This window comes from Streptomyces sp. SGAir0957 (assembly GCF_043523415.1).
On sequence record NZ_CP027293.1, the window covers coordinates 3,181,007 to 3,200,168 of the forward strand.

At 71.8% G+C, this 19,162-nt stretch carries 20 protein-coding genes; 9 read left to right on the forward strand and 11 right to left on the reverse strand.

Annotated features, from left to right (window positions below):
* Nucleotides 1-16 precede the first annotated feature (16 nt).
* Complete coding sequence (locus C1N81_RS19160; RefSeq protein WP_394430696.1) at nt 17-670, reverse strand: DUF6758 family protein; 654 nt, start codon at nt 668-670, stop codon at nt 17-19.
* Between the two features lie 197 nt (nt 671-867).
* On the opposite strand from C1N81_RS19160, the gene C1N81_RS19165 reads away from it, so the two are divergent.
* Entirely contained in the window at nt 868-2,142 is a 1,275-nt protein-coding gene (locus C1N81_RS19165; protein ID WP_394430698.1) for an MFS transporter, read from the forward strand.
* A 52-nt stretch (nt 2,143-2,194) separates the two neighbouring features.
* On the opposite strand, the gene C1N81_RS19170 is transcribed toward C1N81_RS19165, so the two are convergent.
* Nucleotides 2,195-2,785, reverse strand: coding sequence for a suppressor of fused domain protein (locus C1N81_RS19170; protein WP_394430700.1), 591 nt, complete (start codon nt 2,783-2,785; stop codon nt 2,195-2,197).
* A 506-nt stretch (nt 2,786-3,291) separates the two neighbouring features.
* On the opposite strand from C1N81_RS19170, the gene C1N81_RS19175 reads away from it, so the two are divergent.
* Nucleotides 3,292-4,422, forward strand: coding sequence for a magnesium and cobalt transport protein CorA (locus tag C1N81_RS19175; protein ID WP_394430702.1), 1,131 nt, complete (start codon nt 3,292-3,294; stop codon nt 4,420-4,422).
* Between the two features lie 14 nt (nt 4,423-4,436).
* A complete protein-coding gene (locus C1N81_RS19180; protein ID WP_394430704.1) occupies nt 4,437-4,952 on the forward strand; it encodes a hypothetical protein in 516 nt (171 codons plus the stop codon).
* Between the two features lie 59 nt (nt 4,953-5,011).
* Here C1N81_RS19180 and C1N81_RS19185 read toward each other — a convergent pair whose 3' ends face one another.
* Nucleotides 5,012-5,764, reverse strand: a complete 753-nt coding sequence (locus C1N81_RS19185; RefSeq protein ID WP_394430706.1) for a hypothetical protein — start codon at nt 5,762-5,764, stop codon at nt 5,012-5,014.
* A 191-nt stretch (nt 5,765-5,955) separates the two neighbouring features.
* On the opposite strand from C1N81_RS19185, the gene C1N81_RS19190 reads away from it, so the two are divergent.
* The 3 genes from C1N81_RS19190 to C1N81_RS19200 are packed head-to-tail and all read left to right on the forward strand — an operon-like array spanning nt 5,956 to nt 8,961.
* Entirely contained in the window at nt 5,956-7,230 is a 1,275-nt protein-coding gene (locus C1N81_RS19190; RefSeq protein ID WP_394430708.1) for a magnesium transporter MgtE N-terminal domain-containing protein, read from the forward strand.
* Nucleotides 7,220-7,783, forward strand: a complete 564-nt coding sequence (locus tag C1N81_RS19195; RefSeq protein WP_394430710.1) for a DUF1003 domain-containing protein — start codon at nt 7,220-7,222, stop codon at nt 7,781-7,783. The genes C1N81_RS19190 and C1N81_RS19195 overlap by 11 nt, the downstream gene beginning before the upstream one ends.
* A 44-nt stretch (nt 7,784-7,827) precedes the next feature.
* Nucleotides 7,828-8,961 carry an Mrp/NBP35 family ATP-binding protein gene (locus C1N81_RS19200; RefSeq protein WP_394430712.1) on the forward strand — a complete coding sequence of 378 codons (1,134 nt, stop codon included), beginning with the start codon at nt 7,828-7,830 and terminating at the stop codon, nt 8,959-8,961.
* Nucleotides 8,962-9,045: 84 nt separating this feature from the next.
* Here C1N81_RS19200 and C1N81_RS19205 read toward each other — a convergent pair whose 3' ends face one another.
* The 5 genes from C1N81_RS19205 to sigE form a co-directional block, all read right to left on the reverse strand.
* Complete coding sequence (locus C1N81_RS19205; protein ID WP_394430714.1) at nt 9,046-9,702, reverse strand: hypothetical protein; 657 nt, start codon at nt 9,700-9,702, stop codon at nt 9,046-9,048.
* Between the two features lie 141 nt (nt 9,703-9,843).
* Nucleotides 9,844-10,338: a sec-independent translocase gene (locus C1N81_RS19210; RefSeq protein ID WP_394430716.1), complete on the reverse strand. Its 495-nt coding sequence runs from the start codon at nt 10,336-10,338 to the stop codon at nt 9,844-9,846.
* A gap of 170 nt (nt 10,339-10,508) precedes the next feature.
* Nucleotides 10,509-12,425, reverse strand: a complete 1,917-nt coding sequence (locus C1N81_RS19215; protein WP_394438059.1) for a S1C family serine protease — start codon at nt 12,423-12,425, stop codon at nt 10,509-10,511.
* A 692-nt stretch (nt 12,426-13,117) separates the two neighbouring features.
* Nucleotides 13,118-14,074: an anti-sigma factor family protein gene (locus C1N81_RS19220; protein ID WP_394430718.1), complete on the reverse strand. Its 957-nt coding sequence runs from the start codon at nt 14,072-14,074 to the stop codon at nt 13,118-13,120.
* Complete coding sequence (sigE, locus tag C1N81_RS19225; protein ID WP_394430720.1) at nt 14,071-14,850, reverse strand: RNA polymerase sigma factor SigE; 780 nt, start codon at nt 14,848-14,850, stop codon at nt 14,071-14,073. The genes C1N81_RS19220 and sigE overlap by 4 nt, the downstream gene beginning before the upstream one ends.
* Before the next feature lie 249 nt (nt 14,851-15,099).
* On the opposite strand from sigE, the gene C1N81_RS19230 reads away from it, so the two are divergent.
* Complete coding sequence (locus C1N81_RS19230; RefSeq protein WP_394438061.1) at nt 15,100-15,732, forward strand: O-methyltransferase; 633 nt, start codon at nt 15,100-15,102, stop codon at nt 15,730-15,732.
* Between the two features lie 93 nt (nt 15,733-15,825).
* Here the strand turns inward: C1N81_RS19230 and C1N81_RS19235 are convergent, their stop codons facing one another.
* Nucleotides 15,826-15,993, reverse strand: a complete 168-nt coding sequence (locus C1N81_RS19235; protein WP_003966491.1) for a DUF3117 domain-containing protein — start codon at nt 15,991-15,993, stop codon at nt 15,826-15,828.
* 335 nt (nt 15,994-16,328) lie between these two features.
* On the opposite strand from C1N81_RS19235, the gene C1N81_RS19240 reads away from it, so the two are divergent.
* Nucleotides 16,329-17,132 carry a 2-cyclohexenylcarbonyl CoA isomerase gene (locus tag C1N81_RS19240; RefSeq protein ID WP_394430723.1) on the forward strand — a complete coding sequence of 268 codons (804 nt, stop codon included), beginning with the start codon at nt 16,329-16,331 and terminating at the stop codon, nt 17,130-17,132.
* A 30-nt stretch (nt 17,133-17,162) separates the two neighbouring features.
* On the opposite strand, the gene C1N81_RS19245 is transcribed toward C1N81_RS19240, so the two are convergent.
* Complete coding sequence (locus tag C1N81_RS19245) at nt 17,163-17,756, reverse strand: DNA-3-methyladenine glycosylase I (protein WP_394430725.1); 594 nt, start codon at nt 17,754-17,756, stop codon at nt 17,163-17,165.
* Nucleotides 17,753-18,151: a DivIVA domain-containing protein gene (locus tag C1N81_RS19250; RefSeq protein ID WP_394430727.1), complete on the reverse strand. Its 399-nt coding sequence runs from the start codon at nt 18,149-18,151 to the stop codon at nt 17,753-17,755. The genes C1N81_RS19245 and C1N81_RS19250 overlap by 4 nt, the downstream gene beginning before the upstream one ends.
* A 137-nt stretch (nt 18,152-18,288) precedes the next feature.
* Between C1N81_RS19250 and folP the strand changes: the two genes are divergently transcribed.
* Nucleotides 18,289-19,149, forward strand: a complete 861-nt coding sequence (gene folP / locus C1N81_RS19255) for a dihydropteroate synthase (protein ID WP_394430729.1) — start codon at nt 18,289-18,291, stop codon at nt 19,147-19,149.
* Nucleotides 19,150-19,162: the final 13 nt, after the last annotated feature.

Here is a 19,162-nt window from a genome sequence, read left to right on the forward strand (position 1 = left end):
TCCTCCCGCCCGCGCCCTACTCCTCCCCCACCTGCTGCAGGATCCGCGGCGACAACGCCCCGCACGGCAGCAGGTCCACCTCCGCGCCCGCGTCCCGCAGGTCGGTGAGGACCAGCTCGTCGTACATCAGCAGACCGGACTGTTCCGGCCAGACGACCGCCCACAGCCAAAGGCCCAGCGCCTCGCCCGCGAAGACGGCGCGGTCGTCGGGGGTGCCCGCGACGAGCCACATCGGGGTGGGCCGCCCCGCCGCCAGGAGCTTGGCCTGCGGCGGGCCCGAGACGTCCATGGAGGGGCCGGGGTCCGGGCCGTCGATCCCCGCGTAGCGCGCGCCGAGCCCGACGCCCAGCTCCTCCGCGACGAGCACCAGCTCACCCATGCCGCCGAGGGGTCCGGGGCCCGAGCAGGCGACGGCGGTGGCGCGGCCGCCGGTGCGGTCGTCCCCCGCGTTGGCGACCCCGGTGAAGAGCCAGCCGACCGGGAGCGGCCACGGCATCCAGACGGGCACCTGGGCGCGGCGCACCACGACGCTGAGCGCCTCGACGCTGGGCGGGATCACGGGCTGCAGCGGGTGCACCGCCCCGTGCGCGTCGCACTGCCAGGAGTCGGCGAAGAGGCCGGGAGCCCTGACCCGGCCACCACACTTCGGGCAACTGGGTTCGCCCCTCATAAAGCCCCACGGTCCTCTCCGTCCCGCGTCGCGTCAAGGACGATCACCCGTCCGGAGGCCGCCGCGCGGAGGCGTTCCGCCGGGTGGCCGGAACCCGTATAGATGTATCTTGCATTAATTAGCCCAGCTAACTTAATATGTGCATACACCAACGATCAGAGGGCGCCCAGGAGCCACCAAGGAGAACCGGAATGGGCATGAGCCACAGCAGCACGGCAGCCACCACGCCAGGAGGTCCGGGCGGAGGGGACGCGCTCGACGCGGGGGCGACCAGCATCCTGCGTCAGCCGAAGGCGGTCTGGGCGACCGCCGGGGCGTCCGTCGTCGCCTTCATGGGCATCGGCCTCGTCGACCCGATCCTGCCGTCGATCGCCAAAGGTCTGGAGGCGACGCCCAGCCAGGTCTCCCTGCTCTTCACCTCCTACTTCCTCATCACCGCCGTCGCGATGCTGGTGACCGGCTTCGTCTCCAGCCGCATCGGCGGCAAGAAGACCCTGCTCGCCGGGCTCGCGCTCGTCGTGGTCTTCGCCGCGCTCGCGGGCACCTCGGGCTCGGTCGGCGAACTGGTCGGCTTCCGCGCCGGCTGGGGCCTCGGCAACGCGCTCTTCGTCTCGACCGCCCTCGCCGTCATCGTCGGCGCCGCGGCGGGCGGCAGCGCCGCCGCGATCCTGCTGTACGAGTCCGCGCTCGGCCTGGGCATGGCGTGCGGGCCACTGGTCGGCGCCCTGCTCGGCAACGCGAGCTGGCGCTACCCGTTCTTCGGCACCGCCGCGCTGATGGCCGTCGGGTTCGTCTGCATCACGGTGTTCCTGAAGGAGCAGCCCAGGCCCGCCACGAAGACGTCGCTCCTGGACCCGATCAAGGCGCTCGGCCACGGCGGTCTCGCCTCGGCGGCGATCTCGGCGTTCTTCTACAACTACACGTTCTTCACGGTGCTCGCCTTCACCCCGTTCGTGCTGAACATGACGCCCTACAAGAGCGGCGGCGTCTTCTTCGCCTGGGGTGTGCTGCTCGCACTGTTCTCGGTGATCGTCGCACCGCGTATGCAGGCCCGGTTCGGTTCCCTGAAGGTGCTCGGCGGCTCGCTGGTGCTGCTCGCCGCCGACGTGCTCGTCCTCGGCTACGGCAACCACACCGCCGCCGTCGTCTGCACGATCCTGTCCGGCGCCTTCATCGGCGTGAACAACACGGTCTACACGGAGCTGGCGCTCGGCGTGTCCGACGCGCCGCGCCCGGTGGCCAGCGCGGGCTACAACTTCGTGCGCTGGTTCGCCGCCGCTGCCGCCCCGTTCTTCGCGCCGAAGATCGAGGAGTGGAGCGACATCCACATCCCCTTCGTGGTCGCCGCGGTCACGGCGGTCATCGGCGCCGTCGTCGTATGGGTGCGCAGGAACGCGCTCACGCACGAGGCCGAGGAGCTGGAGCCGCGACACGCCACCGAGGACGGCGTCAGTGTCTTCGCCGCGCAGTAAGTACGCCCAGTAAGTACGCGCAGTAAGTACTGCGGGGAGTCGGATCAGATCCTCAGTCGAGCGGGACGGACTTGCGCAGCGGATCGCGCAGGTCCGTCCCGCCGTTCAGCCACTTCTCCTGGAGCGCGGCGGCGCCGTGCACCCGCTTCCACGCCGCCTCGTTCTGCGTCATGGGCAGCAGCGGCAGGAACCGTACGGGGTCGAGCGGCTCGTCCAGGTCGAGGTCCTCGACCAGGCCGCCCGGCTCCGCCACGAGCACCGAGGTGAACGGGGCGCCCGGCCACAGCGCCTCGCCCACGTCGAGCGACGCGCCCGGCGCCACGACGACCCCCTCGACCTGCGGCGACGCGGCAAGGACCGCGAGCGGGCGCAGCACCTTGTCCGTGTCGGCGAGCCCGGCGCGGACCGTGAGGACCAGCTCGGCGCGCGGGCCCTTCACCGGGTCGGCGAGGGCCGCGGTCGGGTCGGACATCGGGGACGCCGACATGCCGAGCGTGGCGTACCGCACGAGACCCTGGTCGCCGTCGGTGAAGCGCAGCACCTCGATCCGGTCGGTGCCGAGGAAGGTGACCGCCGCGCGCGCGTCCGGCTCGCCCAGGGCCGTGGTCAGCCGGGCCTCTACCAGCGCAAGAACTTCTGCCATCCCGCGAGCATAGAACTCATCTGCAATGGGTAAAGAAGGGGCTTGCTTTCTTCAGGCGGCTGATACTCTAGGCCGTCGGTCGGAATGGTGCGCGGTGCGCATCCGCCGGGGGCTCTCGGAGCCCTCGAAGAACCGACCCACTCACGTCCCCCACGGGGGACCGGCCGGAGGAGGTGGGGCTGTCATGGATCGAAGTCGACCGTGCAGTACCACCCGTTCTTCCGGCCGCTAGGCTCGCACGCCCCCTTCGCAGTCAGCAGCGTGACTCTCTGACCGTCTGCTTCCCGGGCTGCCCGCGTACGCCGGAAGAGCGCTTCGACACCGCCTGATCCCAGAGATCTTCCCGATCTTGATCTGCATCAGTAAGCGAAAGCCGCCCAGCGTCGGTGCGGTGCTCCCCGCTTTGTGGACGTGCAGCGTGTCCGGTTGCCCAGGACGTCCTCATTCCGGGTAGTGCCGATCTTCCGGCCGCAGCGTGCGGCTCCCGCCCGCGAAGGAGCCTGCCCATGTCGATGATCCGCGACCTGCGTGCCGCCGTCCGCCCCTCGCTGCGCAAGAGCGTGGCCCCGTACGGCAACGAGGCACGTAATACGTATGACGCCACCCGCGACCCGTCGGCCGTCTCCGCGGTCGTCGACTGCGCGGTCTACCGGGACGGCGCCCGCGCCGAGTCCCCCGCGGGGCTCACCCCGCGCGAGGCCCGCCTCCAGGTGCGCCGCGACGGGGGCTTCGCCTGGATCGGCCTGCACGAGCCGACCGAGGCCGAATTCGCCGGTATCGCCGCCGAGTTCGGGCTCCACCCGCTCGCCGTCGAGGACGCCGTCCACGCCCACCAGCGGCCCAAGCTGGAGCGGTACGACGACACGCTGTTCACCGTCTTCAAGACCATCCACTACGTGGAGCACGCCGAACTCACCGCCACCAGCGAGGTCGTGGAGAGCGGCGAGGTCATGTGCTTCACCGGCCGGGACTTCCTCATCACCGTCCGGCACGGCGGCCAGGGCTCGCTGCGAGCCCTTCGCCACCGCCTCCAGGAGGACCCCGAGCTGCTCGCCAAGGGGCCGAGCGCGGTGCTGCACACCATCGCCGACCATGTCGTCGACGGCTACCTCGCCGTCGCCGACGCCATGCAGGACGACATCGACGAGGTCGAGACCGCCGTCTTCTCGCAGACCGGCAAGGGCGCGCCGCGCGGCTCCGACGCGGGCAGCATCTACCAGCTCAAGCGCGAGGTCCTGGAGTTCAAGCGCGCCGTCGCGCCGCTGCGCCGCCCGCTGCAGCTCCTGAGCGAGCGGCCCATGCGCCTCATCGACCCGGACATCCAGAAGTACTTCCGCGACGTCGCCGACCACCTGGAGCGCGTGCAGGAGCAGGTCATCGGCTTCGACGAACTGCTCAACTCCATCCTCCAGGCCAACCTCGCGCAGGCCTCCGTCGCCCAGAACGAGGACATGCGCAAGATCACCTCGTGGGCCGCGATCGTCGCCGTACCGACCATGGTGTGCGGCGTGTACGGCATGAACTTCAAGTACATGCCCGAACTGCACTGGCGCTACGGGTATCCGCTCGTCCTCACCGTCACCGTCGCCGCCTGTTTCACGATCCACCGCACCCTCAAGCGCAACGGCTGGCTGTAGCTACGCTGACCCGTATGACGACAGAACTGCTCGATGCCGCCCTCGTCGAGGAGGCCACGAAGAAGTCCGGGCTCATCTGGGTCCGCGGTGCCGAGGGCCCCGAGCGGGCGCTGTGGCACGTGTGGCACGAGGGGGCGGCGCTCGTCGTCGGCGACGGGCCCGGCGAGCAGCCGCTGCCCGGCCTCGTCGACGGGGGTGCGGCCACCGTCACCGTCCGCAGCAAGGACAAGGGCGGGCGGCTCGTCGGCTGGCGGGCGAAGGTCGTGGAGCTCGCGCCCGGGGGTGAGGCGTGGGAGGCGGCTGTCGCGGAGCTGAAGGGGAAGCGGCTCAATGCTCCCGACGCGGAGACGATGACTCTGCGGTGGGGGCGGGAGTGTCGGGTCGTGCGGCTCGAACCCGTTCGGGGGGCGGATGTCGTGCCGGCCTCCGGGGGGTCTCTGGCCGCTGCTCCGGTGCCGTCTGCCGCTGTCACCCGTAACGCCGTGCCCGCGGGGCTGCCTCGTCTTCTTGGGCGGCGGCGTAAGCGCTGATGTCGCGGGGCTCTGCCCCGGACCCCGGTCCTCCATCGTCGGACGGGCTTGATGTGAGCTCAGCTCGTCGGCAAAGCCTGGCCGTAATCCACCGTTTCTGTTTCCTTCGGTTCCGTCAGGGCGAAGTCGCGGCCCCATTCCGTCAGTTGAAGGGTGCCCGCGCCTCCCGCCCGTTCCAGGCGCAGGGGGTAGGCCGTGCCCTCCAGGGAGACGTCCAGGGTGCCGCCGGCGCCGTCGTCGCCGGTGAGCTGGATGGTGCGGGTGGAGCCCATGGTGGAGCGGTCGCCCTTGTTCAGGGTGCCGTGGAGCGTGAGCAGGCCGTCGAGGAGCACGTCCTTGTCCGTGAACGTGCTGAGGCGCTTGTACGCCGGGTCGCCCGTCGGCACCTTCACATACTTGCCGTCGAGCTTCTCCGCCGCCGCGGCGTCCCCGGCCGAGCCCTTCGCGTCGTCCGAGTGTGTCCAGAACTCGGCGCCCGCCTTGAGGTAGAGGTGCTCGCCGACGCGGAGCAGCCGGAAGGTGCTGCCGCCCGTCGTCACCGAGCCCGTGCCGCCGTCGTCCTTGAGCCGCATGTCGAGCCTGTACGTGCGGCCGCCGCTGACCACCGTGCCCGCCAGGTGGACCGTGGCCGCCGCCTGCGCCGCTTTCACCGTACGGTTCTGGATCGTGGCGGCTTCGAGCTTGCCGACCCCGTTGGTGCCCGCGTCGGGGTCGTCGCCGCCGCATCCCGCGAGCCCGGCCGCGAGCCCCGTGCACAACGCGCCTGCCACGAGCGTCCTTCGGGTGCGACGGTGCGGGGGACGTGCGGTCACGGGCGGGACCACCTCTCGTACGGCATCGGGCTCGACGGCAGTACGGCAGCGTACCTGTGTCATCTGCGGTTACTCGTACGGGTCCGGGCGCCGGCAGGCGCAAAGGCGTGTTCGACGGGCAGCGGATAGCCTGACCCCCGGATTGCGCGTATAGCAGGATGGATCAGCACGAAAGGGTGGTACGAGGAGACATGGCAGCAGTGGCTCCACGGATCTTTGTCTCCCATCTGTCCGGTATCGCCGTCTTCGATCCGAACGGGGACCAGGTCGGACGCGTGCGCGACCTCGTCGTGATACTGCGTCCCGACCGACGGCCGCCGCGGCTGCTCGGGCTCGTCGTCGAGCTGTCCACGCGCCGTCGCATCTTCCTGCCCATGACACGGGTGACCGGCGTCGAGTCCGGCCAGGTCATCACCACGGGCGTGCTCAACGTGCGGCGCTTCGAGCAGCGCCCCACCGAGCGCCTCATCCTCGGCGAGATGCTCGACCGGCGCGTACGGCTCGTCGAGACCGGCGAGGACGTCACCGTGCTCGACATCTCCATCCAGCAGCTGCCCGCGCGCCGCGACTGGGAGATCGACAAGGTCTACGTCCGCAAGGGCAAGGGCGGCACCTTCCGGCGCAAGGGCGAGGCGCTCACCGTCGACTGGGCCGCCGTCGACGGCTTCGCGCGCGAGGAGGAGGGGCAGGGCGCCGAGAACCTGCTCGCCACCTTCGAACAGCTGCGCCCCGCCGACCTCGCCAACGTCCTGCACCACCTCTCCCCCAAGCGCCGCGCCGAGGTCGCCGCCGCCCTCACCAACGAGCGCCTCGCCGACGTCCTCGAAGAGCTCCCCGAGGACGACCAGATCGAGATCCTCGGCAAGCTCCAGGAGGAGCGCGCCGCCGACGTCCTGGAGGAGATGGACCCGGACGACGCCGCCGACCTGCTCGGCGAGCTGCCCGAGGCCGACAAGGAGCGCCTGCTCGCCCTCATGCGCCCCGGCGACGCGGCCGACGTGCGGCGCCTCATGGCGTACGAGGACAAGACCGCGGGCGGCCTGATGACGACCGAGCCGATCGTGCTGCGCCCGGACTCGACCGTCGCCGACGCGCTCGCCCGCGTCCGCAACCCCGACCTGTCCCCCGCGCTCGCCGCCCAGGTCTACGTGTGCCGCCCGCCGGACGAGACGCCGACCGGCAAGTACCTCGGCACGATCCACTTCCAGCGGCTGCTGCGCGACCCCCCGTTCACGATGGTCAGCTCGATCCTCGACGAGGACCTGCAGGCCCTGTCACCGGAGGCGCAACTGCCGGAGATCGCCGGGTTCTTCGCCACCTACGACATGGTGGCGGCGCCCGTCGTGGACGAGAGCGGGGCGCTGCTCGGCGCCGTGACCGTCGACGACGTACTGGACCACATGCTGCCCGACGACTGGCGCGAGCAGGAGTTTCACCTTTCGGGGGACGTGAACGATGGCGACTGACGAGCGCGAGCGCGACACGCGGCCCCGCACCCGGCTCGACCAGCCGCGGCCGGCGCGCCGCAAGCTGCTGCCCGACTACGACCCCGAGGCGTTCGGGCGGCTCTCCGAGCGCATCGCACGGTTCCTCGGGACCGGCCGGTTCATCGTCTGGATGACGGTGCTCATCATCGCGTGGGTCGCCTGGAACGTCTTCGCGCCGGCCTCGCTGCGCTTCGACACCTACCCGTTCATCTTCCTGACCCTGATGCTCTCCCTCCAGGCGTCGTACGCCGCTCCGCTGATCCTGCTCGCGCAGAACCGGCAGGACGACCGTGACCGCGTCAACCTCGAACAGGACCGCAAGCAGAACGAGCGGTCGATCGCCGACACCGAGTACCTGAGCCGCGAGGTGGCGGCCCTGCGCATCGGTCTGGGCGAGGTCGCCACGCGGGACTGGATCCGCTCCGAGCTGCAGGACCTGCTCAAAGAGCTGGAGGAGCAGCAGCGGACCATCTCCAGAGGCGAGGTATTCCCGGTCGACCACGAGCGCCGACGTGACGTAGACGACCGCTGACGGCCCTTTCCGCGCCCCGGTTACCGCGCCGTACTATCGGGAGCATGGCTACGGAAGACGCGGTGCGCGAGGCGCTCGCGACAGTGAACGACCCCGAGATCCAGCGACCCATCACCGAACTGGGGATGGTCAAATCGGTGGACATCGGTGCGGACGGAGCCGTCGCGGTCACCGTGTACCTGACCGTCTCCGGCTGCCCGATGCGCTCCACGATCGAGAACAACGTGAAGGAGGCCGTCGGCCGCGTCGACGGCGTCACGCGCGTGGACGTCACCCTCGACGTGATGAGCGACGAGCAGCGCAAGGAGCTGGCCGCCGCCCTGCGCGGCGGCACCGCCGAGCGCGAGGTGCCCTTCGCCAAGCCCGGCTCGCTGACCCGCGTCTACGCGGTCGCCTCCGGCAAGGGCGGCGTCGGCAAGTCCTCCGTGACCGTGAACCTCGCGGCGGCGCTCGCCGCCGACGGCCTGAAGGTCGGCGTCGTCGACGCGGACATCTACGGGCACTCCGTCCCGCGGATGCTCGGCGCCGACGGCAAGCCCACCCAGGTCGAGAACATGATCATGCCGCCGTCGGCGAACGGCGTGAAGGTCATCTCCATCGGCATGTTCACGCCGGGCAACGCGCCGGTGGTGTGGCGCGGCCCGATGCTCCACCGCGCCCTCCAGCAGTTCCTCGCGGACGTGTTCTGGGGCGACCTGGACGTCCTCCTGCTCGACCTGCCGCCGGGCACCGGCGACATCGCGATCTCGGTCGCGCAGCTCGTCCCCAACGCCGAGATCCTCGTCGTGACGACGCCGCAGCAGGCCGCCGCCGAGGTCGCCGAGCGGGCCGGCTCCATCGCCGTCCAGACCCACCAGAAGATCGTCGGCGTCGTCGAGAACATGTCGGGCCTGCCCTGCCCGCACTGCGGCGAGATGGTCGACGTCTTCGGCACCGGCGGCGGCCAGATGGTCGCCGAGGGCCTGACGAAGACGACGGGGGCGAACGTGCCGGTCCTCGGCGCCATCCCGATCGACGTCCGCCTGCGCGAGGGCGGTGACAACGGCAGGCCGGTCGTCCTGACCGACCCCGAGTCCCCGGCCGGTTCGGCGCTGCGCGCCATCGCGGGCAAGCTCGGCGGCCGCCAGCGCGGTCTCGCGGGCATGTCGCTCGGGATCACGCCGCGCAACAAGTTCTGAGCCTGTACCTGTCGTACCTGTTGTGTAAAAAGCGGGCCGCACCGATGCCGGTGCGGCCCGCTTCCGTATGCGTACCCCTACGTGTCAGGCGAGCGCGGCCACGTCCTTGATCACGGAGAAGGCGAGCCCGTACGCGCTCATGCCGCGCCCGTACGCGCCCAGATGCTCTCCGGCCTGCGTGGACCCGGCGAGCACCCACCCGTACTCGGACTCGCGGTAGTGGAACGGCGTCGGCACCCCGTCCACCGGCAGCGACAGCGTCGCCCAGTCCGAGGAGTTCAGGTCGTCCGCGAGCACCCAGGCCGTCTCGGTCTGCTGCTCCAGCCAGTCGTCGCGCAGGGTGTGGTCCATCTGCGTCGGCCACGTGTACGAGAGCAGCCCGACCCCGGCGAGCCAGGCCGCGGACGAGACGGACGTGGCGTCGAGCGTGCCCGTGCCGTCGGCGCTGCGCCGTGTCGGATGCGCGGCGACGGTCACCACGACCGCGAACCGCTCGGTGTCCTGCGTGCTCTCGCTGCGGACCGAGGGCTCCTCACCGTGCCCGATCGAACCGTGCTCGACGGACCCCTCCGCCGCCATGCCGACCTGCATCAGCCAGCGCGGTCCCGTGAAGGCCTCGTCCAGGCCGTACCAGGGAAAGGGCGCCAGCAGGTAGCCGTCGACCGTGCGCCGGGCCGCAGGGGCGTCCTCGGCCCCCTCGGTGTCCGGCGCCTGCGCGCCCACCCGACTCGTCGTCTCCATGTACCCGGCCGCCTCCTCGCTCTCGTACGGACCGGAGCGGACCGCCCCCCTCGGGCGTTCTCACTCCCGGTCCGCGCAACCAAGGCAGGATGCCACACCGGGTCCGGGTGGCCCGGCTCCGACCGGACCCCTTCGTCCGGTTCAGGTCGCGTCGGCGTCGAACGGCGGGCGGTCGTCGGTGGCCGGCTTCGCGGGCCGCTTCTCCAGGTCGGGGCCCTTGCGCATGTCCACGCGGGCGCCGTCCGAGGCGGAGGTGGTGGCGGCGGAGGAGGTGGCGGAGGCGGAGGAGGTGCTGGCGGAATCGTCCAGCTCACCGACGGTGTGCACCGCCTCGGTGACCTCGGCCATCTCCTTCTTCAGGTCGAACCCGTTGCGGATCTCCTTGAGACCCAGCTCGTCACTGTCCAGCTGCTTGCGGATGAACGTCTTCGGATTCAGGTCCTCGAACTCGAAGTCCTTGAACTCAGGACCCAGTTCGCTGCGGATGTCTTCCTTCGCGCTGTCCGAGAACTCACGGATCTTGCGGATGGTGCGCGAGACGTCCTGGATGAGCTTCGGCAGCTTGTCGGGGCCGAAGACGAGCACGGCCAGCACGACGAGCGTCACGACCTCCAGTGGGCCAATGTCGTTGAACACCTTGCTCTCCTAGCGTGTCCTCGGCCCGCGGTCGGTCTCAAGCAGCAGGTCTTCGGCTGGTCCGGCATCGGACGGACCGGGTCCACGGTACCCGGCCATGCTGTCCGTCCGGTAGCCACAGGGCGACGTACAGGATCACGCCGGGCCGCCCCGCCGGGCCGACGGCGCGGTCAGCCGCCGTCCGCCGAGCCGAGGACCAGGGTGACCTTCCGCTCCTTGCCGTCCCGCTCGACCGTCAGGTCCAGCTCGTCCTTCGGGCGGTGCGCCCGGATCTTGACGATCAGCTCCTCGCCGGTGTGCACCCGGACCCCGTCCACCTCGGTGATCACGTCACCGGGCCTGATGCCCGCCCTGGCGCCGGGGCCGCCCGGGCTGACAGCTGAGCCGCCGCCGTTGCCCTTCGTGCCGACGCGGGCGCCGTCGCCGGAGTAGTCCATGTCCAGGGTGACGCCGATCACCGGGTGGGTGGCCTTGCCGGTGTTGATGAGCTCTTCGGCTACGCGCTTCGCTTGGTTGATCGGGATGGCGAAGCCCAGGCCGATCGAGCCGGACTGGCCGCCCTCCAGGTCGGAGCCGCTGTCGGCGGAGCGGATGGCGCTGTTGATGCCGATGACACGGGCCTTCGAGTCGACGAGCGGGCCGCCGGAGTTGCCCGGGTTTATCGGCGCGTCGGTCTGCAGCGCGTCGACGTAACTCACATCGGTCCCGTCGCCCTTCTCACCGCCCGCCGTGATGGGGCGGTCCTTGGCGCTGATGATGCCCGAGGTGACCGTGTTGGCCAGGTCGAAAGGCGCGCCTATGGCCACGACGGGGTCGCCCACCTGCACGTTCTCCGAGTTGCCGAGGGGCAGCGGCTTCAGGCCGCGGACGCCGGACACCTTGATCACTGCGAGGTCGTAGCCGCTGTCGTGCCCGACGACCTTGGCGTCCGCGCTCTCGCCCCCGGCGAAAGTGACCGATATCCGACCGCTGGAGCCCGCGGGCTGGACCACGTGGTTGTTGGTCAGGATGTGGCCGCGCCCGTCCAGCACGAAGCCGGTGCCCGTGCCCTCCTCCGACGAGCCCTTCGTGTGGATGGTGACCACGCCGGGCAGCGCGCTGGCGGCGATCCCGGCGACGCTGCCCGGGTCGCGGTGCGCGGACTCGGCACCGGCCTGCGGCAGCTTAACCTCCGCCCCGCCGTTGCGCTCCAGGTAGGACCCCAGAGCCCCGCCGACGACCCCCGACACGACGGCGATCAGCACCGCCCCGACAACCACCGCCCGCCGAGACCGCCGGGGCCGCGCCCCGACCATCCCCCCACTCCCCGACAACCCGACGGGCCCGGCCCACGGGTCATACCTCTGCCAGGGCCCTCCGGGGGTGGGGTGGGTGTAGGGGGCCTGGGGGGTGGGGTGGTGCGGGGTGCCCTGGGGGACGGGGTAGGGCTGATCGGGACTCGGCTGGTGCGGGGCGCCCTGGGGGGCCGGGTAGGGCTGGTCGAGATTCGGCTGGTGCGGGGTGCCCTGGGGAGCCGGGTAGGGCTGATCGAGATTCGGCTGGTGCGGGGCGCCCTGGGGAGCCGGGTAGGACTGATCGAGATTCGGCTGGTGCGGGGCGCCCTGGGGAGCCGGGTAGGACTGATCCGGGGTGGAGTGAGGGGGTGCCGGGCTCGGGTACGGCTGCTCGGGCACGGCCGGGTACGGCTGCTCAGCCGCGGGCGGCTGGGCTGCGGCCTGGTACGGCTGCTCAGGCGCGGGCTGTGGGGCCGCCGGGCCGGGATAGGGCTGCTCGGGCGCGGGCTGCTGGGCTGCCGTCTGGTACGGCTGCTCGGGCGCGGGCGGCTGAGGTTCGCTCGGGGGGCCCAGGTGAGCCCCGGGCTGCGCGAGGAACGGCGACGCCGTCCCGTGCGGCGGGGTGGTCGCCGGGTGCTGCACGGGCGGCGCGGGCGCCCACGGGCCGGGCTCGCCGTAGGGCGGCGTGCTGTAGGGGTCCGGGTCGTGCAGCGGACGCGGGGCGTCCTGGACCGGGGTGCCCGAGGCAGTTCCCGCCTCCGGGACCTCGGAGGCGCTCGGGGTGCCGGGTACGGCGGGGGCCGCCCCGGACACCGGCTCAGCCGCACTGGTCGAAGTAGCCGACGTGACCGACGTGACCGACGTGGCCGGAGCAGCCCCGGCCACCGGAGTTGCCGGGGTCGACCCGGACGCCAGATCGGTCGGCTTGGCCCCGCCCACCGGGACACCCGGCGCTGCGGAAACCGGCCCGGACCCCAAGTCGGCCGGCACGGCCCCGTCCGCCGGGGCACCCGGAGTCGCAGGGACCTGCCCGGGTGCCGTGTCGCTCATCCGACCTGTCGGCACCGCTCCGTCCCCCAGGGCACCCGGAGCCTCCGGAACCGGCCCGGACGCCTCGTCCGTCATCCGAGCCCCCGGCACCGCCCCGTCCCCCGGGGCCCCCGGCACCGTTCCGTAGGACGAGTCGCCCGCGTCAGGGCCGGTGGACGTGGCGTCGCCCGGTTGGGCAGCCGCGCCGGGGTCGGCCGTCGCCGTCCGGTCCGCGGCAGGCCGCACCTCACGTGCCCCGGGCCCCTCGGAACCGGTGGGCAGCGGAGCGGGAAGGTGCCAGTCGCCGTCGTCCGTCGGGCCGGCCGAGTCGGGCCGGGGGCGGCTCCACCACTTGGCCTTCGTGGGCTTGCCCTCGTCCATGTCCCGCCGATCTTCCCAGCACCTGGTCCGCGGCAGGACGCCACGGACTCCTCACGTGGATTCAACCAGGTTCCGCGGCTCGGGCGCAGGGGGCGTCAGCGGACCGCGGCCGAGCGGGAGGACAGGGTCGGCGCGGCGGCCGATGCCGTGGCCGAACCCGTCGGGGCGGGGCGTGGCTCGAGGGCGACCGCCGCCGGGGGTGACGGCGCGGGGGCGGCCGGGCGTATGAGGGGCGACATACGGGCCGCACCCGACAGCAGCGGCGTCGCGAACGGGTAGCTCGCGCTGTTCACCCGCCCGCCCGGCAGCAGCGGCGCACTGGCCCGGGTCGGCGCGACCGGCGCCGACAGCGCACCTCCGCTCTGCCCGAGCAGCGGCGCCATGGACCTGCGGCGCTGGGCCTCGGAGCCGGTCGAGGCGCCGGAGGCCTGGCTACGCAGGGGCGTGACATTGCTGTTGGAGCCGGAGCCACGGGTGTCGGCGCTGTCGAGCGGCGCCCCGGCGGTGACGCCACCGAGGGCGATCGCGGCGAGCGACACCGCTCCGGCCGCGGCGAACGCGAAGCGGCGCCCGCGCGAGGCCCGCTCGCTGTCGTGCCGGTCGGTCCGGCCGACTTCGTGGATGCGGAAGCCGCGCTGGGCGGCGGAGGGCAGGGCGGCGGCGTGCGCGGCGAACGGGTCCGGGTCTACGGCGAAGACGCCGCCCCCGAGCCCGAGTCCGGGTCCGCTGCCGAAGGCCCGTCCGGTGGCGAAGCCTCCTCCCCCGAACGGTGGTGCCCCACCGTCGCTGTCACCTCCGGCGGGCAGCCCCTGGAGGCGGGCGAGGAAACTCTCGGAGGGCGGCGGCGGGGCCGCCTCGGCGAAGACGCTCTTGAGGCGGCGCTGCGCGTCGGCCTCGGCCTTGCATTTGGGACAGGTCGCCAGGTGCGCGAGGACGCGCTCACGGGCGTCATGGTCGAGTTCACCGTCGACCAGCGCGGCAAGGCGGTCTCCCAGATGCTGGTCGGCCGCGGTCTCCCGGCGTTCGGCAGGGTTGAGACGTGATCCACTCACGCGGTCGCGCCCCCTGTTCCTAGGACGGGGATCCCTCCCGTGGTCGCGAGCGTGCGGCGCTCGGCGCGAGCCTCGGGCGACCGGTGCTGCAGCGCCTTGCGCAGCTGCGAGCGGCCGCGGTGGATGCGGGAGCGGACGGTGCCCAGCTTCACGCCCAGGGTCGCGGCGATCTCCTCGTAGGAGAGCCCCTCGATGTCGCAGAGGACGACGGCGGCGCGGAACTCGGGCGCGAGCGTGTCGAGCGCCTGCTGGACGTCGGCGTCGAAGTGCGCGTCGTTGAAGACCTGCTGCGGCGACGGCTCGCGGCTGGGCAGCCGCTCGGCGGCGTCGTCCCCGAGCGCGTCGAAGCGGATGCGCTGCTTGCGGCGGACCATGTCCAGGAACAGGTTGGTCGTGATGCGGTGCAGCCAGCCCTCGAACGTGCCCGGCGTGTACGTCGAGAGGGAGCGGAAGACGCGGACGAAGACCTCCTGGGTGAGGTCCTCGGCGTCGTGCTGATTGCCGGTCAGGCGGTACGCGAGGCGGTAGACGCGGCCGCTGTGCGTGCTGACGATCTCCTCCCAGGTGGGCGGAGTCCACGCCTGCGATTCCGCGTCAGCGGCAAAGGTCGCGGTCTGCTGCACGGAGTCAGTGGTGCGGGATCGGTCAGCGGTGTCGGTCACGGATTTCGGCTCACCCGCCGACCTGAGAAAGCGCCGCAGCACTCCTCCCCGATCCACAGGCGCAGCCGCACCTCCCCTGTCAGCTCTGGTGGTGTCCAGTGGAGCCCCTACCATAGCCACCTCGCCCGTTAGCTCCGGATAAGCGTTTTTACTCAGATTTGCCGGTCGACTCTCGGCCGCCCGTTTCGTCCCCATCACTCGCGCCCTGCCCCCCGCTTCACCCCGCTGTTTCCCCCTGCCCTCTCAAACGCCCGGTCCCATCTGCGAGTTCCCGGCGCCAACGGATAAAGTCACGCGCAGGCAAGCACGGGCGAGCGCGGACAAGCACAGCCATGCAGGGGACAACGGGGACAGGAGAGGGCCATTACCGGCAACCGGCAGACGAGCTGGGCGTTCGCCGACGCCTTTGTCGCCGAGGACGACGCTGTGCGCTGGGCCCGGGACCGGGCCCGCGAGGCAGGTCTTCGCTCGGTGTCCCCCGGCGCGGGTGCCGCGCTGCGGATGCTCGCCGCCACGGTGGAGGCGAAGGCCGTCGCCGAGATCGGGACGGGCACGGGCGTGTCCGGAATCCATCTGTTGCACGGGATGCGCCCCGACGGCGTCCTGACCACGGTCGATCCGGAGCCGGAGCAGCAGCAGTTCGCCCGGCAGGCGTTCCGTGCGGCCGGTTTCGCCGCGAACCGGGCCCGGTTCATCCCCGGGCGCGCCCTCGATGTCCTGCCGCGCCTCGCGGACAGCGGCTACGACCTGGTGTTCTGTGACGGCGACCGCATGGAGAGCCTGGACTATCTCGCTGAATCGTTGCGTCTGCTGCGCCCCGGCGGCCTGGTGTGTTTCGAGGGTGTCTTCGCCGACGGACGGACCGTCGACTCGGGTCCGCAGCCGGTGGAAGTGGTGCGGCTGCGGGAGCTGCTGCGCGCGGTGCGCGAGAGCCCCGAGCTGGTCTCCTCCCTGCTGCCTGTGGGGGACGGGCTGCTCTGCGCGGTCAAGCGCTGAGAGCCTGTCCGCACACCCCGCGGAGGCGGACATACGACTGCCCCGGCACCGAATATGTGCCGGGGCAGTCGAAAAGGTATGGTCGCTTCCGCGTCAGCCGACGACCTTCTTCAGGGCGTCGCCGAGGGCATCGGCCTCGTCCGGCGTCAGCTCGACCACGAGCCGACCGCCGCCTTCGAGCGGAACGCGCATGACGATGCCCCGCCCCTCCTTTGTCACCTCGAGCGGGCCGTCACCCGTCCGCGGCTTCATGGCCGCCATGCTCGTTCCCCTTCCTGAAACCAGCTCATCGTCAGCCGACGGCCCTCTGGACGGGCACACGTCACCGGCATCGAACACATTGCTTCCAGGTCATTATCCCGCATCGCGGAGCCCGATGACCAACATCAGTCGGCATCGCTTGCGCAACGCGCTTGAGCAAAACCACTCATTTCGGCGATGTGGCTGCGATACTGCGCCGCTCACGTGCCCCTCGTGTGACGAATTTGTTTGACGCAGGTCACATACGGGGGCCGTTCCCCATGCCGTGATCTCCGTCATGCTGGGCACGGACACCTAAGCAACCGCATAGCGGACCGCACAGCAGGAGGAGCGTCATGGCCGACACCGTGCTCTACGAGGTGAGCGACGGGCTCGCGACGATCACGCTGAACCGCCCCGAGGCGATGAACGCGATGAACACCGAGGCCAAGGTCGCCCTTCGCGACGCGGTGCGGGCGGCTGCCGCGGACGGGGCGGTGCGGGCCGTCCTGCTCACGGCCGCCGGGGATCGCGCCTTCTGCGTCGGGCAGGACCTGAAGGAGCATGTGACCACCCTGGTCGAGGACCGCAAGGCGGGCGCGGGGCAGACCATGAGCACCGTGCGGGAGCACTACAACCCGATCGTGCGAGCCCTGACCGGCATGGCGAAGCCGGTGGTGGCGGCGGTGAACGGCGTGGCGGCCGGCGCGGGCTTCGGCTTCGCCCTCTGCGCGGACTACCGGATCGTGGCGGACACTGCGTCGTTCAACACCTCGTTCGCCGGTGTCGCCCTGACCGCGGACTCCGGCGTCTCCTGGACGCTGCCGCGGCTCGTCGGCCCGGGGCGCGCGATGGACCTGCTGCTGTTCCCGCGCACGATCTCGGCGCAGGAGGCGTTCGAGATCGGGGCCGTGCACAAGATCGTGCCCGCCGACGAACTGGCGGAGACGGCCCGCAAGCTGGCCCTCATGCTCGCCGCCGGCCCGACCGTCGCGTACGCGGCGCTCAAGGAGTCGGTGGCGTTCGCCGCGGACCACTCCCTGGACGAGGCCCTGGACAAGGAGGACGAGCTCCAGACGCGGGCCGGGGAGTCCGACGACCACGCCATCGCCGTCCAGGCGTTCATCGCCAAGGAGAAGCCGAACTACCTGGGGCGCTGAGACCGCGCCGAGACCCCCTCCGCGCGGGTCTCAGGCAGGCGTGCGGGCCACACAGTCCGCCAGGTGGTCGTCGACCAGGCCGCACGCCTGCATGAGCGCGTACGCCGTCGTCGGGCCGACGAAGCGCAGGCCGCGCTTCTTGAGCGCCTTGGACAGGGCCTGCGACTCCTCGGTGATCGCCGGTACGTCGGTCAGCGCCCGGGGCGCCGGGCGCGTGGCCGGGTCCGGGGCGTGGGACCAGATCAGCTCGTCCAGCTCGCCGGGCGACCAGTCGGCGAGCACGCGCGCGTTGGCGAGCGTCGCGTCGACCTTGGCCCTGTTGCGGATGATGCCGGGGTCGGCGAGCAGGCGCGTACGGTCGGCGTCGGTGAACGCCGCCACTTCGGCGATCTTGAAGTGGGCGAACGCGGCGCGGAAGGTCTCGCGGCGGCGCAGGATCGTGATCCAGGACAGGCCCGACTGGAACGCCTCCAGGGAGAGCCGTTCGAAGAGCGCGTCGTCGCCGTGGACGGGGCGGCCCCACTCCTCGTCGTGGTACGTCACGTAGTCCGGCGTCGACAGGCCCCAGGGGCAGCGCAGGCGGCCGTCGGGGCCGGGCACCGCACCACTCGTCGGCTCGCTCATCGCAGGCTCTCCCCGGTCTCGTCCTGGTAGCCGCCGGGCGGCGCGAAGCCCGACCCGGGGTCGCGGCCCCGGTCGGCCGGCCGCCGCGCCTGCGCGTGCGCGGTGGCGAGGGCGGACTCCAGCTCGGAGATCCGGGCGTCGCGCTCGGCCAGCTCCGCCCCGAGCCGGTTCAGCGCGTCGTCGACCTCCGCCATGCGGTAGCCGCGCACGGCCACGGGCAGGCGCAGCTCCTCGACGTCGGCGCGGGCCAGCGGGCGGTCCTGGGGCAGCGGGTCCGCGTAGAACTGCGACGGCTCCTCGTGCAGGGCGCCGCCGTCGCCCCCGCCGAGGACCGCGAGCGTCACCGCCGCGACCACCACGACGAGCGCGGCGACCAGAAACAAGAACATGACCATCGCTGCCGTCCCCTGGGCTCGACCGGGCCGGTGTGTGTACACGGCCCGAAACCGTCAGGCTCCGATCGTGCCATGCCGCACCGACAGTTAAGGTCGCAGGCGGACGTTGCAGCGTGATCCAGAGGAGAGTCACAGGGATGCTCAGGCTTGGCCGGCGCGAGTTCGACGCGCACGAGCCGGTGATCATGGCGATCGTGAACCGTACCCCGGACTCCTTCTACGACCAGGGCGCCACGTTCCAGGACGAGCCCGCGCTCGCCCGCGTCGAGCAGGCGGTGGCCGAGGGCGCCGAGATCGTCGACATCGGCGGCGTGAAGGCGGGCCCCGGTGAGCACGTCGGCGCCGAGGAGGAGGCGCGGCGCACCGTCGGTTTCGTCGCCGAGGTACGGCGCCGCTTCCCCTCCGTGATCATCAGTGTGGACACCTGGCGCCACGAGGTCGGCGAGGCCGTGTGCGCGGCGGGCGCGGACCTGCTCAACGACGCCTGGGGCGGCGTCGACCCGAAGCTCGCGGAGGTCGCGGCCCGCCACAAGGTGGGCCTCGTGTGCACGCACGCGGGCGGAGCCGAACCCCGTACGCGGCCGCACCGTGCCACGTACGACGACGTGATGGCGGACATCCTGGACGTGACCGTCTCCTATGCCGAGCGGGCCGTCGCGCTCGGTGTGCCGCGCGAGTCCGTCCTCATCGACCCGGGGCACGACTTCGGCAAGAACACGCGGCACTCCCTGGAGGCGACGCGGCGGCTGCCGGAGATGGTGGAGACCGGCTGGCCTGTGCTCGTCTCGCTGTCCAACAAGGACTTCGTCGGCGAGACGCTCGACAAGCCCGTCAAGGAGCGCGTCATCGGGACCCTCGCGACCACGGCGGTGTCCGCCTGGCTGGGGGCGCAGGTCTACCGCGTGCACGAGGTCGCGGAGACCCGGCAGGTGCTCGACATGGTGGCGTCGATCGCGGGGCACAGGCCCCCGGCGGTGGCCCGCCGGGGACTCGTCTGAGGGGACTTGGGGG

Coding starts and splice junctions, on each gene's coding strand:
- C1N81_RS19160 (WP_394430696.1), bottom strand. CDS start 670: ATGAGGGGCGAACCCAGTTGCCCGAAGTGTGGTGGCCGGGTCAGGGCT.
- C1N81_RS19165 (WP_394430698.1), top strand. CDS start 868: ATGAGCCACAGCAGCACGGCAGCCACCACGCCAGGAGGTCCGGGCGGA.
- C1N81_RS19170 (WP_394430700.1), bottom strand. CDS start 2,785: ATGGCAGAAGTTCTTGCGCTGGTAGAGGCCCGGCTGACCACGGCCCTG.
- C1N81_RS19175 (WP_394430702.1), top strand. CDS start 3,292: ATGTCGATGATCCGCGACCTGCGTGCCGCCGTCCGCCCCTCGCTGCGC.
- C1N81_RS19180 (WP_394430704.1), top strand. CDS start 4,437: ATGACGACAGAACTGCTCGATGCCGCCCTCGTCGAGGAGGCCACGAAG.
- C1N81_RS19190 (WP_394430708.1), top strand. CDS start 5,956: ATGGCAGCAGTGGCTCCACGGATCTTTGTCTCCCATCTGTCCGGTATC.
- C1N81_RS19195 (WP_394430710.1), top strand. CDS start 7,220: ATGGCGACTGACGAGCGCGAGCGCGACACGCGGCCCCGCACCCGGCTC.
- C1N81_RS19200 (WP_394430712.1), top strand. CDS start 7,828: ATGGCTACGGAAGACGCGGTGCGCGAGGCGCTCGCGACAGTGAACGAC.
- C1N81_RS19205 (WP_394430714.1), bottom strand. CDS start 9,702: ATGGAGACGACGAGTCGGGTGGGCGCGCAGGCGCCGGACACCGAGGGG.
- sigE (WP_394430720.1), bottom strand. CDS start 14,850: ATGGTAGGGGCTCCACTGGACACCACCAGAGCTGACAGGGGAGGTGCG.
- C1N81_RS19235 (WP_003966491.1), bottom strand. CDS start 15,993: ATGGCGGCCATGAAGCCGCGGACGGGTGACGGCCCGCTCGAGGTGACA.
- C1N81_RS19240 (WP_394430723.1), top strand. CDS start 16,329: ATGGCCGACACCGTGCTCTACGAGGTGAGCGACGGGCTCGCGACGATC.
- C1N81_RS19245 (WP_394430725.1), bottom strand. CDS start 17,756: ATGAGCGAGCCGACGAGTGGTGCGGTGCCCGGCCCCGACGGCCGCCTG.
- C1N81_RS19250 (WP_394430727.1), bottom strand. CDS start 18,151: ATGGTCATGTTCTTGTTTCTGGTCGCCGCGCTCGTCGTGGTGGTCGCG.
- folP (WP_394430729.1), top strand. CDS start 18,289: ATGCTCAGGCTTGGCCGGCGCGAGTTCGACGCGCACGAGCCGGTGATC.